The 13,518-nt window shown below is 61.1% G+C and carries 12 protein-coding genes; 2 read left to right on the forward strand and 10 right to left on the reverse strand.

Features of this window, described 5'->3' with window-relative positions; translation table 11 throughout:
- Window positions 1-5: 5 nt before the first annotated feature.
- The 5 genes from LBK75_02245 to LBK75_02265 are packed head-to-tail and all read right to left on the reverse strand — an operon-like array spanning window position 6 to window position 3,521.
- The gene (locus LBK75_02245; GenBank protein ID MDR1157115.1) at window positions 6-455 is read right to left on the reverse strand and encodes a diacylglycerol kinase family protein; all 450 of its coding nucleotides are present in this window, start codon (window positions 453-455) and stop codon (window positions 6-8) included.
- Window positions 452-958, reverse strand: coding sequence for an rRNA maturation RNase YbeY (gene ybeY / locus LBK75_02250; GenBank protein ID MDR1157116.1), 507 nt, complete (start codon window positions 956-958; stop codon window positions 452-454). Before ybeY ends, LBK75_02245 begins: the two co-directional genes overlap by 4 nt.
- Complete coding sequence (locus LBK75_02255; protein MDR1157117.1) at window positions 955-1,959, reverse strand: PhoH family protein; 1,005 nt, start codon at window positions 1,957-1,959, stop codon at window positions 955-957. Before LBK75_02255 ends, ybeY begins: the two co-directional genes overlap by 4 nt.
- A 31-nt stretch (window positions 1,960-1,990) precedes the next feature.
- Window positions 1,991-3,166: a sporulation protein YqfD gene (gene yqfD, locus LBK75_02260; protein ID MDR1157118.1), complete on the reverse strand. Its 1,176-nt coding sequence runs from the start codon at window positions 3,164-3,166 to the stop codon at window positions 1,991-1,993.
- Between the two features lie 58 nt (window positions 3,167-3,224).
- Window positions 3,225-3,521 (reverse strand): sporulation protein, encoded by a 297-nt coding sequence (locus LBK75_02265; protein ID MDR1157119.1) that lies wholly within the window; start codon window positions 3,519-3,521, stop codon window positions 3,225-3,227.
- Between the two features lie 155 nt (window positions 3,522-3,676).
- On the opposite strand from LBK75_02265, the gene LBK75_02270 reads away from it, so the two are divergent.
- Both LBK75_02270 and LBK75_02275 read left to right on the forward strand, forming a co-directional pair.
- A complete protein-coding gene (locus tag LBK75_02270; GenBank protein ID MDR1157120.1) occupies window positions 3,677-4,843 on the forward strand; it encodes a sporulation protein in 1,167 nt (388 codons plus the stop codon).
- A 506-nt stretch (window positions 4,844-5,349) separates the two neighbouring features.
- Complete coding sequence (locus LBK75_02275) at window positions 5,350-6,654, forward strand: putative DNA binding domain-containing protein (GenBank protein ID MDR1157121.1); 1,305 nt, start codon at window positions 5,350-5,352, stop codon at window positions 6,652-6,654.
- Window positions 6,655-6,685: 31 nt separating this feature from the next.
- Here the strand turns inward: LBK75_02275 and LBK75_02280 are convergent, their stop codons facing one another.
- The 5 genes from LBK75_02280 to LBK75_02300 form a co-directional block, all read right to left on the reverse strand.
- Window positions 6,686-8,935, reverse strand: a complete 2,250-nt coding sequence (locus LBK75_02280; protein MDR1157122.1) for a UvrD-helicase domain-containing protein — start codon at window positions 8,933-8,935, stop codon at window positions 6,686-6,688.
- Window positions 8,936-9,046: 111 nt separating this feature from the next.
- The gene (locus LBK75_02285) at window positions 9,047-10,159 is read right to left on the reverse strand and encodes a hypothetical protein (protein MDR1157123.1); all 1,113 of its coding nucleotides are present in this window, start codon (window positions 10,157-10,159) and stop codon (window positions 9,047-9,049) included.
- A 6-nt stretch (window positions 10,160-10,165) separates the two neighbouring features.
- Entirely contained in the window at window positions 10,166-11,698 is a 1,533-nt protein-coding gene (locus tag LBK75_02290) for an SPFH domain-containing protein (protein MDR1157124.1), read from the reverse strand.
- A gap of 80 nt (window positions 11,699-11,778) precedes the next feature.
- A complete protein-coding gene (locus LBK75_02295; protein ID MDR1157125.1) occupies window positions 11,779-12,930 on the reverse strand; it encodes an aminotransferase class I/II-fold pyridoxal phosphate-dependent enzyme in 1,152 nt (383 codons plus the stop codon).
- Window positions 12,931-12,947: 17 nt separating this feature from the next.
- Window positions 12,948-13,427 carry an Lrp/AsnC family transcriptional regulator gene (locus LBK75_02300; GenBank protein MDR1157126.1) on the reverse strand — a complete coding sequence of 160 codons (480 nt, stop codon included), beginning with the start codon at window positions 13,425-13,427 and terminating at the stop codon, window positions 12,948-12,950.
- Between the last annotated feature and the right edge of the window lie 91 nt (window positions 13,428-13,518).

Genomic DNA, 13,518 nt, shown 5'->3' on the forward strand with positions numbered 1-13,518 from the left:
AAACTTTATTTGCGAAACAGCCGCCGCCCCGCGATGAACATCGCGGCCAGCAGCAACGGCGCGCCCAGCGCCACCCATCCGTAGATGTCGGCGCTGAACGCGGCCCAGATCCGCGCCAGTACGGGCCGGCGCAAAAAGACGGCCAGCCCCACGGCTACGGAACACAGGGCAGTCACCAACACGCCGCCGGCGGCCATGTCTTTGCAGTCGCGGATTTTATCGTCCCACACACTTGACACACGGTTCGCGAGCTGTTCCAACGCACAGTTGCTCATCTCGGCGCCAAGCGTCGCGGCAAAGCAAACGAAACAGACCACCCAGGCCCATGTTTCCAGCCGGCCAAGCAAACCGAACAGCAACACAAAGAGTGCCGCTGAAAAATGGATGCGCAGGGTGATATTGGTGCTAAGGGCACGGGCGATGCCGTGAAACGCGTCGGAAAACCGACGGATCACGGTGTGACCCCGCGCGTAAGGCCGAGGGAGATGAGCACCGCTTCGGCGTGCTCCCGCATCGTATGCTCCTCCTTGGGGCCGCCCTCATGGTCATACCCCAGCAAGTGAAGGGTGGCATGCACGATCAGAAACGCCACTTCTCTGTCAAAGGTGTGGCCGTACTCCTCGGCCTGGGCCCGCGCCGCCGGGAGCGACAGCGCGATGTCCCCCAAGGGCAGCCGGCCGGTATCCGGGTCCACGGGCAGATCGGTCGCCTCCGGCATCTCCCCCGGTGTGAGTGTAAGCAGCGGAAAGGACAGCACGTCGGTCGGCACATCTTTGCCACGGTGCTCCCGGTTGAGCGCGCGAATGCCCTCCTCATCCATATAAAGGACATTGACTTCACAGAGGACAGGGACCTTTTCCATGGTCAGCGTAGCGCGCACACAGCGTTTGACAAGCGACGTCAACGACCGCCCGCCCGTGTGAGGCCGCTCGGCGCGTACCCATACGGCATGGTTCATCGTTTCATTCTCCTCTTCTTTATGGTCAAGCTTTCCAGCTTGTTTTCGTAGGCCTCGTAGGCCTTGATGATGCGCTGCACCAGCACGTGGCGCACAACATCCCGGGCGCTCAGCTCGCAGATGGCGATGTCCTCCACGCCCCGCAAGATGCGAAGAGCCTCTTTGAGCCCAGATACTTTCTCCCGCGGCAGATCAATCTGCGTCACATCCCCGGTGATAACCACGCGGGAATTGAAACCGATCCGGGTGAGGAACATCTTCATCTGCTCGCGCGACGTGTTTTGCGCCTCGTCCAGAATGATGAAGGAATCGTCCAGCGTGCGCCCGCGCATGTAGGCGAGCGGCGCCACTTCGATGTTACCGCGCTCCAGATATTTCTGGTAGGTTTCGCTGCCCAGCATGTCGAAGAGCGCGTCGTAGAGGGGACGGAGATAGGGATCCACTTTGTTTTGCAGGTCCCCAGGCAGAAAGCCCAGTTTCTCACCGGCTTCCACGGCGGGCCGGGTAAGGATGATGCGGTTGACCTCCTTCTGCCGGAAGGCTGTCACCGCCATGGCCACAGCCAGGTACGTCTTGCCCGTACCGGCCGGCCCTACGGAGAGCGTCACCGTGCTTTTAGCTATGGCGTCCACATACTTCTTCTGGCCTATCGTCTTGGCCTTGACCGGTTTGCCCTTGGCCGTCACACAGACAACATCGCGGGCCAGCGCGGAGATCTTGTCTCCAATCCGATCCTCCCCGCCGTCGTCCACCAGTCCCAGCACATAGCGCACATTTTGCGCGGTCACCGCCTCGCCGTGGGCAGAGAGCGACAGGAGCCCCTCGATGACCTTGACCGCCTTGATAACCTGTTCGTCCTCACCGCTCACCTTGAGTTCCGTGTCTCGATTGACGACGCGCACGCCCAGCGTCTGCTCAACGATTCTCATATTTTCATCGAAAGAACCGAAGAGATTGATGAGGTGTTCCAGCCTGTCGACATGAATCGTTTGTTCGATCATCACTTGTCCCTTCCACGGCGGCCGGCCCGCGCTACCCCAGCGGAACCTGTACGGCCACCTGTTCCTCGCACTCGGCCAGCAGACGCACCGTGAGTGCCGTCGCACTCTCCGTTTCGGCAAAACCCGCTTTGAGGACGACGCCCTCCCCGCCGAGCGCCGCCGCCAACCTCCGCTTCAGCGCCTCCCGCAGCAGGGCTGCCGCCACCGCCCCGTCGCGGGGAACTGTCCGCGTCGTATACTCGCGGGCGGTCTCCGTGACGAGAGAAACCGGCAGCGCTCCTCCAAAGGGAAGCTTCAGCGTGCTGGTTTTAATTACTTTATCACATTTCTCAAAGAATTTGAAGCCCAAAACAGAAATTTTTGTGCGATAACCGGCGATAACCAACGTACGTTGTTTTGAGACTCGGCCCGTATACTGTTTTTCCGCCGTTTGCAGCGGCGTCACGGCCGTCATATCGCGCCAGACGCGAGCAAACACGCGGGCCCGCGCATGCAAAAAACGGACGCCCACCTGCCGGGAATCGACGACTCCGCTGACGAGGAGCTGGCCGCGCGTCACCGTCTGCCCCGGCGCCACCTGAGGCGTCCCCGCCAGCGTCTCCACGCGCGTGACGACGCCGTCGCAGGCGGCCACGACATTGCAAGGGACGTCGAGCGCTCGGATCTCGGGTTTCGGCGCGCGTTCGCGCACCTCGACGACGGCGCGGCTGCCGCGAATGTTGACCGTCAGCCACGACAGCTCGCCAATGCGCAGCAGCATCTCATTTTTCACAGTCTCGATGTCGACAGAGGGGCCGTAGACCCCGGGTTTGACCCCCAGCTCGGCCAAATGATGCAAGATCGCGTCCGCCCCGACCGTCCGGTTGCCCCGGACCTCAAACTCCCAGACAAAGCGTGACAAAAAGAGGAGCGCCGCGACGCCGGCCAGCGCGCCGGCGAGCAGCACGGAGCGCTTTTTGAGCCGCCGCCACAACACCGGTGCGCCCCGGCGCCCCAGAAGCGTCAGAGTACACAGCGCTTGCCCGGCGCACGCCTGCGCACGCCGGTAACCGGAGAGATGCATGCGGGCGCGGAGCCGGACGTCGTCCTGCCGTCTCAAATCCCAAAACGCGACGCCCTGCTGCGAGCAGAGATTGAAGAATCGCTCCGGAAATGTCCCCTCGATCTCCACCTCCACCTGTCCGCGCAGGTAATTGACGATGTCCATCACACGCGTTCCCTCCCCCCAGCAGCCATCAAGTGTCAAATGAACTTTTAACGCCCTGTTAAAAGACAAATTCCACGCTGCGGATGACGCCGTCCAGGGCCAGTTCGACGGCGTTCATGGCGCGCAGCTCCAACTGCTGCCCCCGCACGCGGACGACAACCTGCCCGCCATTTATGTCGATGGCCTCCCCGCCATACGCCAAAATGCCCCTGTGGTTTTCCATCAGCAGCCGGCGGCAGCCCAGGATCTCCACGCGCGGCAACCCGGCTACGACGTCGACCGGCAGGTCTAGGAGATTGGCGGTCCGCTCCCACAGTTTCTGTTTCGGCGCGCGCGCCTCCGGGCCGCTCGGCATAGCTTCCCCTCCCGTTTCCCGCGTTTTCGCCCGCCGTAGCGGGCCCTCTCCCCTATTTCTATGCCCCCGCCGAAAACATCATGCGCCGCCCGGCCGCATAGGTTAAGACAGGGGGCGGCCCGCCGCCCATGGAGATCCTTTGAGAGGGGGATGGGATGATACGCCGGCATCTGCGAGAGATGATCACAGGCGTCTGTCTGCTGTGCGCTCTGGTTGGGTTTCTTTCCTTTCCAACCCAGGCCGCCGACGGCGCGCGGGAGGGGCTGACACTGTGTCTGGATGTCATCGTGCCGTCCCTGTTTCCGTTTTTTGTGCTCTCGGCCCTGCTCATCGAGCTGGGCCTGGCCGACTGTCTGGGGCGCGCGCTGGAGCGGGTCATGCGTCCTGTGTTCAATCTGCCGGGGGTCTGCGGCGCGGCCGTGGCGCTGGGTTTTTTAGGCGGCTATCCGGTGGGCGCGCGCACTGCCATGGCCCTGTATGAGAGGGGGCTGTGCAGCCGGCCGGAGACAGAGCGACTGCTGAGCTTTTGCAACAACTCCGGGCCGGCTTTCATCTTTGGGGCCGTGGGAGCCGGTCTCTTTACGAGCGGCCGCGCCGGGCTTCTGCTCTATCTGGCCCACGCGCTGGCCTCGCTGACCGTCGGCGTCCTGTTTCGTTTTTATCGGCGCGACGCCACGGCGACCGCGCGCGCTGCACATCGGCCCGCCGCGCCATGCGCGCGTTTGCCGCTGGCCTTTGTGCGCTCGGTCTCCTCCTCGTTTCGGGCGGTACTCGGCCTGTGCGCCTTTGTCGTCTTTTTCGCGGTGGCCGTGCGGATGCTGTTCCTGTTCGGCGTTATCCCCGCCGCCGCGCGGGGTCTCGGCCGGCTCCTCGCGCCGCTCGGGCTGCGGGCCGACACGGCGGAACAACTGATCACGGGACTTCTTGAGATCACCTCCGGTCTCTGGCGCCTAGAAGGTTCCGCGGCTTCGATCGGCAGCCGGATTGCACTGGCGGCCTTTCTCCTCGGCTGGGCCGGTCTTTCGGTCCACTGTCAGGTGCTCTCCTTCATTGGAGAGAGCGGCCTGCGCACCTGGACCTATTTTGCGGGCAAAGCCCTGCACGCCTGCCTTTCCGCCCTCTACGCCCATCTGATGATCGGTCTGTTCGGTTTTGAGGCCCCGGTGTCCGCCTATCTGACCGAGCAGATGGACGCCCTGGCGCGCCTAAAATTTCACGGCGCGCTCCGCCCCACCCTCATCGCCGCCGCCGGCATCTGGCTCGGCTTTCTCGCCGTGGCCTGGCGCCTCTCCGCCCGCCGGCACCGGCATCCGGTGGTATAGTAAAGCGGCCCTACCGCAAGGCAACGTCATAAGAAGTGCTTACAAACGCAATTCCAGCGCCCTCACAATATCATGTCAGGGAGTACATGTCAACACTCTTTCCACAAAATTTTTTGAAGCATGTGGATTTTTTGTAGAAAAAATGCCCAGATTTCCACAAATTGGGCATTGCACAACAAAATAAATGGTTCACCGCAAATCGGTTCACCGTGGGCAACAGGCTGCCGCGGCAGAGGATACCAATTTCGTGTGGGGGTCTGTGCAACTCACACAAAAATAGCGGCTTTGACGTTGACTTCAAAGCCGCCGTTTTTGTTGCGCCGCACTCGGTCATGCTTGCCGGCTGTCCAGCCAATATCAGCCCTTGCCGTCAGCGGCTGACAGCACTTGTACGGATTCGCCCGTCGCGGCGGAAGCGCGTCCCCTTTACGCCATTTCACATTTACACTTGACAAAAGTGAAATTTTGTGATACAATTGTGAAAATGTGAAACAAAGGTGATATTCGTGCATGAAAACAACAATACCGAATTTAAGCGGGCATACACCGACGATATAAAAAAGGCGGTGATGGCCTTTGCCAACTCGGAGGGCGGCGTGATTTACGTCGGGCGTGACGATAGTGGGAATCGCTGCCCCTTAATCGACATGGACGGAACGCTGACACAGATCACCAACAGCATACGCGATGGACTGCTGCCCGACGTAACCATGTTTGTCCGGTACGAAGTGAGCGAGGGCGACATTGTTATCACCGTACAGGAGGGAACGCACAAGCCATATTTCCTGCGGGAAAAAGGCTTGAAGCCCTCAGGCGTGTATGTGCGTCATGGTGCGTCTTCAGTTCCCGCGAGTTTTGAGCAAATCCGAGAAATGATTAAGCTGACGGACGGCGACAGATTTGAAGCCGCCCGCTCTTTGACGCAGGATTTGACCTTTCAGGCGGCTGCAGAGGAATTTACGCGGCGCGGCGTGGCATTCGGCGAGAGTCAGATGCGGACGCTGGGCATGGTGGGCACGGATGGGCTGTATACCAATTTAGGTTTGCTGTTGTCTGACCAATGCACCCACAGCGTCAAATTTGCCGTGTTCAACGGCACAAAAAAGAGTGAGTTTAAGACCCGTAAAGAAGTTGACGGCTCTGTTCTGAAACAAATGCGCTCGGCATTCGACTTTCTCGCTCTCTCCAACAACCTCGCGGCCACCTTTGCCGGCCTTGACCGCATTGAACAGTACGACTACCCGGAGGAAGCCATCCGCGAAGGGATACTCAACGCGATCATTCATCGGGATTACGCCTTTTCCGGCAGTATCATCGTCAATCTGTACGATGACCGCATAGAGTTCGTATCGCTGGGCGGTCTCATGTCCGGACTGCAGGTGGAGGATTTGTTCCTGGGCGTGTCTCAACCTCGCAACGAGAAGCTGGCCAATGTTTTTTATCGCTTGAGACATATCGAGGCATATGGTACGGGCCTGCGGCGCATTTTGCAAAATTACGACGATTTTGAGGTGAAGCCCGAGATCACCGTGACCCACGGCGCATTTATGCTGACTCTGCCGAATATGAATTACGCCCGTCCACTCCGCTCCAAACAACGACAAAAACCACAACACAAGGTCGTATTGGACTATTTGAAAAGCCATGCATTTATCACGAACGAGATCGTACAGGAACTTCTCTTTGTAAAACAGACGCGGGCCTACCAAGTGATCCGCGAGATGGCGGATGAGGACCTGATCGTCAAGTGCAGTCCGAGTCGGGACGATAACGAATATGTTTTGAAATACGCTTATCTTGATAACCCGTGAAATTCAACGGACAATAGACGCGTTTTTGCCGCTACGACTCCACCGTCAGATACGGACCGGCGGATTTGTGCATCAGACGTTTGGTGCCTTTGCTGTCGAAGGCGATCTCCAGCAGGGCGTCTCCGCCCATCGGCTGGGACGAGAGAACCATGCCGCGGCCAAAGACCGTATGGACGACCATCTGCCCCACTTGCAGCGGCGCCGGCGGCGCAGCGGCCGCTGCCGGGCGGGGCCTTGCCGATCCTGCGGCCGCTGCGGATTTTGGCCGGCCCCGGAAACCGGCGCCGCTCCGCGCGCCGGCGCCCTTGCCTGCGCCCGCCGCGCCGTCCGACAGGGCGTGCACCGGCAGCTCTTTGACAAACCGGGACACCGGGTTGTGCGCCGTCTGCCCGAAGAGCATCCGCTCATACGCGCAGGTGATGTACAGTTCCTCCCGCGCCCGCGTCATCGCCACATAGCACAACCGCCGTTCCTCCTCAATGGATTTTTCATCCTCCTGGCTCTGCCGGCCGGGGAAGAGACCCTCCTCGACCCCCGTCACAAAGACCACCGGGAACTCCAGCCCCTTGGCGGCGTGCATCGTCATCATAACCACCGCGTCGGCATCGGCGTCGTAACGCTCGATGTCGGTGAAGAGCGCCACCTCGTCTAAAAAGCCCCCCAGCGTCGGCGTCTCCGCGTTTTCCTCGTACTGCGCCACATTGGATTGCAGCTCCCACACGTTCTCAAGGCGGCCCGCCGCCTCTATCTCCCCTCGGTCGGCCCGCTCGGTGAGCTGCGCCGCGTAGCCGGTGCGCTCGACGACTAATTTGTAAAAATCTGCCATCTTCAGGGTGGGCAGCGCTGCCGCGAGCATGCCGATCAGCGACGTGAAGCCCCCAATCGCCCGCGCCGCCCGGCTCAGCTCCGGATACTCGGCGGCCTCCTGCAGCACTGAGAAAAGCGGCCGGTTGTCCCGGCGAGCCAGATAGTCGGCCATCTCCACCGTCTTGTCGCCGATGCCACGCGCCGGTACGTTGAGAATGCGCTTCAGCCGCACCTCGTCGTCCCGGTTGTGGATGACGCAGAGATACGCCAGTATGTCCTTGATTTCGGCTCTGTCGAAGAAGCGGACGCCGCCGATGATGCGGTAGGGAACGCCGTTTCGCCTGAACGCATCCTCCATGCGGTTCGACAAGGCGTTGAGCCGGTAGAGTACGCAAAAATCCTTAAAAGGCCGCCCGCGTTTGACACCCTCCAAAATACGGCCGGCCACATAGGAGGCCTCGTCGCCGTCGCTGTAGGCGCTGTGGACGGTGACCGGCTTGCCGGAAGGGTTGTCTGTCCAGAGCGTCTTCCCCTTGCGGCCCCGGTTGTGAGCAATCAGATGATTTGCCGCCGTCAAAATAGCGCCCGTGGAGCGGTAGTTCTGCTCCAGGCGGATGACCATGGCGTCCGGATATTGCGTTTCAAACTGCAAGATGTTTTCGATCGTCGCGCCGCGGAACCGGTAGATGCTCTGGTCGTCATCCCCCACGACACAGAGGTTCCGCGTCCCGCCGGCGAGCATCGACGTCAGCAGATACTGCAGGTGGTTCGTGTCCTGGTACTCGTCCACCAGCACGTACTGAAACTGGCGCTGATAATGCATACGAACCTCCTCAAAGTCCCGCAGCAATGTGACCGTATGCAGGATGAGATCGTCGAAGTCCAGCGCGTTGGCCGCGCGCAGGCGCTGCTGATAGACCCGGTAAACCTGGGCTATCTGCCCGTCGCGGAAGTCGCCGGTCGCGCGCGCCTCGTACACCGACGGGGTAAGCATCTCGTTCTTGGCCCGGCTGATGACGCCGAGTACGGCCTTCGGCGCGAGCCGGCTGTCCGACGGGAACAGCTCGCCCAAAATCAGCTTGATCACCCGTGCCGCGTCGTCGGCGTCGTAAATCGTAAACGAACGGGTAAACCCGAGACGTTCGATCTCTCGGCGCAAAATCCGCACGCAGGCGGAGTGAAACGTCGAGGCCCATACGTCGCGGCTCCGGAGACCGAGCAGCCGTTCCAACCGCTCCTTCAGTTCCCCCGCCGCTTTGTTTGTGAATGTGATGGCAATGACCGCCCAAGGCGGCGTGCCGTTGCGGATGATCTGCGCAATCCGCTCGGTGAGCACAGTAGTCTTGCCGCTGCCCGCGCCCGCGAGCACAAGGAGCGGCCCCTCCGTATGCAGCACCGCCGCCCGCTGTTTGTCATTCAACCGCGCCAAAGCCGCCTGCCCCGCTTCACTCCGCCCAATGTCCTCTGTCAACACAACTCTCTCCTCATCTTATCTCAAGTCGCCAAGAGGCTGTCGGTTTGACAGCCTCTTGCATCACAACAATGTCAGTCCCGCCCGCGGCGGGCGAAACCATCATAGGTCCCCCTATAAATTGCGCACAAAATAGTAGAGCGCGAGCAGCGCAAGGCCGATGAGGACGGCGATGGCCACGCGCAACGGCGAGACGGGCGCCTTACCTCCCACCTTGCCGGTCTGACCGTTGATCATAAACTGATATGTCTTGCCCCCGTACTGGAAGGACGAGAGCCACACGGGCAGCAACAGGTATTTGTAGGTGACGCTGCGATAACTCGTCTCCAGCCGCTCCACCGAGACCCGCGAGGCGTTTTTTCGGACGCGGACCTCCTCTCGGATGTGCCCCGTGAGCACGTTCCGGATGGCGTCCATCGCCCGCTTCCAAGCGTCTTTCAACCCGATGGAATATCGCTCGGCCACAAAGCCGGCCACAAATTCCGGCCGATAGGCCATATTGTCCTCGGTGTTAAACGGCTCGATCCGCGAGAGCAGCCCTGGCTCGTGCCGGTCCGTCGCGATCACCAACTGGTCGTTGATGAACTCCTCGTGCACGCCCGACATCTGGTACCAGTCGGTGATCACCTTGGAGTTTCCATCCTTGCGCACCACCCGGTCGATGCCGTAGCGGCCGGCATAGCGGGAGGTCGTGTTGGCGTCGAATGTCCAGTAGGGCAGGTACACGCCCGTGAAGGACTCTGGCTTTGCCTTCTCCTTGGCCGCCTTGGGGCAGAAAATCTTTTTGCGGATCCACCCCACAAACAGGGATCCGGCCCGCTGGATGTCGACGCGAAACGGCACGACGCCGTTCGGCGCCAGCGTGTTTTTTCCTTTCTCCTCCATCACCTGGTTTGAGCCGCAGTACGGACACTCGTTTGAGATCACCAGCGCATCGTACACCGACTCCGCGCCGCAGTTTTTGCAGATGACCGCTTTGATCTCCCGACCCCAGTCGCAGTTGCCCGTCTGCTCCGCCGAAGCGAAGTCCAGCTCCGCGGCCCGCGTCTGCTGATCGGGGGCGTATGTGATGGCCTGCCGATGCTCACAGAAAGGACAGTGCAGCCCGCCCGTCGCGGGATCATAATCCATGGTGCCGCCGCAGGCCGGGCACTTTTTGTCGGTCTCATCCAAGGTTTTGGCACGAGCCGCCTCCGGGTGCATATAGCTGTAGTCGTTGTCCGCCATGTTCCCTCACCTCCTGACGTCGTTCTCGTCAAAGACATCGCCGCACTCGGGACAGAACTTCGGCGCCTTAAAAGGATCCTCCGGTTCCCAGCCGCATTTGTCGCAACGGTAGGTCGGCGCGCCCGCCGGCTTTCGCGCGCCGCACTCTGCGCAGAACTTTCCCTTGTTTACGGTGCCGCAGACACAGGTCCAGCCATCCGCCGCCGGGGCTGGTTTGGGCGCGCCGCACTCGCGGCAGAATTTGCCTTGGTTGTCCGTGGTCCCGCAGACGCAGGCCCAGCCCGCCGCGTCGGCCGCCGGTGCGGGCGCCTGAGGCGGCGTTTGGGCAGTGGGAGGCGCCGCGTAGCCCTGCGGCGCGGGCGGCGTCTGGGCAGGTGGTGGTGCATAACCCTGCTGCATGGGCGGCGCTTGGATGGGCGGCGGCGCATAGCCCTGCGCAGGCGCCGGCGGATACCCGGGCTGGGGAGGGTACCCCGGCGGGGGCTGCGGCGCACCGGACGCCGGCGGATACCCGGGCGGAGGCTGCTGCTGCCCCATTGCAAACAGGTTCTGCGGGCTGGCTCCGCCGACGGACTGGGCCATGTTCATGCCGGCAAAGGCCAGCAGCGGACCCTGCGCCTCGTTCTTCGCGGCGTCCTGCATCGCTTGGGCCTGCGCGCTCACAAGGTGTGCCGCCGCCATCGTCGGGTCGCGAAACGCCGCGTTCCTTTGCAGCGTCTTGATCATCTGCTCGTCTTCCTCGGAGGCCGTCACGGAGTCGACGCCGAAAGAGACGACGGAGAGACCGCGCAGCAGGCTCCACTTCTGCGAGAGTATCTCGTTCAGCGCGTTGGCGATGTCCATCGTGTGGGCCGGCAGCTCACTGTAGCGAACTTCCATGGCGGAGATCTTCGCAAACGCCGGCTGCAGGGCCGTCATCAGCTCCGTCTTCAGTTGGCTATCGATCTTCACGCGCCGGAAAATCTCCTGCACGTTGCCGCAGACGTTGGCATAAAAGAGCAGCGGGTTTGTGATCCGGTAGGAATATTCCCCGTGGCAGCGGATCGAGATGTCGACGTCCAGTCCGATGTTGCGATCCACCACACGGAACGGAATGGGGTTTGGCGTGCCGTATTTGTTGCCCATCAGTTCCTTTGTGTTGAGAAAGTAGACGCGCTGGTCCTTGCCCGTGTCGCCTCCGAAAGTGAAGCGCTTGCCAACCGTCTTAAATGTCTCAACAAGGTTTGTCCCAAAGCTGCCGCCCCCCAGGAGGCTGGGTTCGGAGGAGGCATCCCAGACAAATTCGCCCGCCTCGGCGCACAGCTCCACGACTTTCCCCTGGTCGGTAATGAGCATGCACTGCCCCTCGTTGACCGCGATGATCGAACCGTTCGAGATAATGTTGTCCTCGCCCTTCACATTGACGCCGCGCCCTGTGGTTCTCTTCTTCCCCTTGACGGCCAGCACGTCCGCCTCCATGGACTCACAGTAGAAGTATTCGCGCCATTGATCGGCCATCACGCCACCCAACGCACCCAGACCCGCTTTCAACAGTCCCATGATACCCACTCCTTACCATTAGATCTTCATCTTGATCTCTTTTCTTGTTCTCTTTATCTCTATTATTTATTGTCGAATCTCTATTTTACAATTGTTTCTAAAAATGACTCGATGCGGTCCATCGCCTCCGTGAGCTGCCGCATGGAAGTGGCGTAGCAGCAGCGGACAAAACCGGAGCCTGAGTCGCCAAAGGCCTCGCCGGGCACGGTGGCCACTTTCTTTTCGCGCAGCAGCCGCTCGCAAAACGCGTCGGAGGTGAGTCCGGAGCCCCGGATGTCGGGGAAGACATAAAAAGCCCCCAGCGGTTCGAAACAGGGCAACCCCATGCCGCGCAGCCGGTCCAGGACAAAGCGGCGGCGGGTGTCGTACTCCTCGCGCATGGCTGTGATGTTTCCGTCTCCGTTTCGCAGTGCCTCGATGGCGGCGTACTGGCTGGTCGTGGGCGCGCTCATGATGGCGTACTGGTGAATTTTGACCATCGTTTGGATGACGTTCTCCGGGCCGCAGGCATACCCCATGCGCCAGCCGGTCATGGCGTGCGACTTTGAAAGGCCGTTTATGACCACCGTCCGCTCGTACATGTCGGGGATCTGCGCTAGCGAGACGTGCCGCACCCCGTAGGTGAGCTCGGCGTAGATCTCGTCGGAGAGCACCATGATCTCCGTGCCCCGCAGCACCTCGGCGACGGCTTCGAGGTCGGGCCATGCCATGATGCCGCCCGTCGGGTTGTTCGGGAACGGCAGCACGAGCAGACGAGTCTTCGGCGTGATGGCGCCGCGCAGCTGTGCGGCGGTCAGACGAAACTCATTTTCCGCCGTTGTCTCTATATAGACCGGCCGCGCCCCCACGAGGGTGGCGATGGGCCCGTAACAGACAAACGACGGCTGGGGAATCAGCACCTCGTCGCCCGGGTCCAGGACGGCGCGCATCAGCAAATCGATCCCCTCGCTGCCGCCCACCGTGACCAGCGTCTGGCGTGCGACCTCGTAGGAAAGACCGTAGTGCCGCCGCATGTAGCGGGCGATCTCCGTCCGCAACTCACTCAGGCCGGCATTTGGCGTGTACTTGGTAAACCCTTTTTCGAGGGAATAGATGCCCATGTCGCGCACGGGCCACGGCGTGACGAAATCCGGCTCCCCGATGCCGAGTGAGATGGCCTCCGGCATGGTCTCCAAGATGTCGAAGAATTTGCGGATGCCGGACGGTTTCAAGGCCATGGCCCGGTCGCCCATCTTCCACTGAAATCCGCTCACAGCAGCCTCATCCTCTCCTGTTGTTCTTCGCGGTCCGCGAACACGGCACCCTGCTCCTTATATTTTCTCAGCAGAAAATGCGTGGCCGTGCCCGTGACCGCCTCCAGCGGCGCCAGCTTTTCCGCCACAAAAAGCGCCACCTCTTTCATTGTGCGGCCCGTAATCAGCACGGACAAATCGTACCCGCCCGACATGAGATAGAGGCTCTCCACCTCGTCATATTGGTAGATCCGCTCCGCCACGCGGTCGAAACCCTCGCCGCGCTGGGGGGTGGTTTTCACATCGATGAGCGCCGTCACGGTTTCGATCCCGACCTTCTCCCAGTCGACGACGGCTTTGTAGCCCAAGATCACGCCTTTCTCCTCGTAATCGCGCACCGCCGCCGTCACCGCCTCGGCCGTGACGCCGAGCATGGCGGCAATTTGCGTATGGGTAAGCGCGCAGTCCTTGGCAAGCAGCCTGAGTATTTCTGTCACATGACACGCCTCCTACATGGTTCAGGTATCAAAAACTCTGTTCCATTATATCCGGTACGGTCCTCTAAGTCAATGAGAAGCACCGGATTTC

It is taken from the genome of Oscillospiraceae bacterium (genome assembly GCA_031265355.1).
Classification (GTDB): Bacteria; Bacillota; Clostridia; order Oscillospirales; family UBA929; genus JAIRTA01.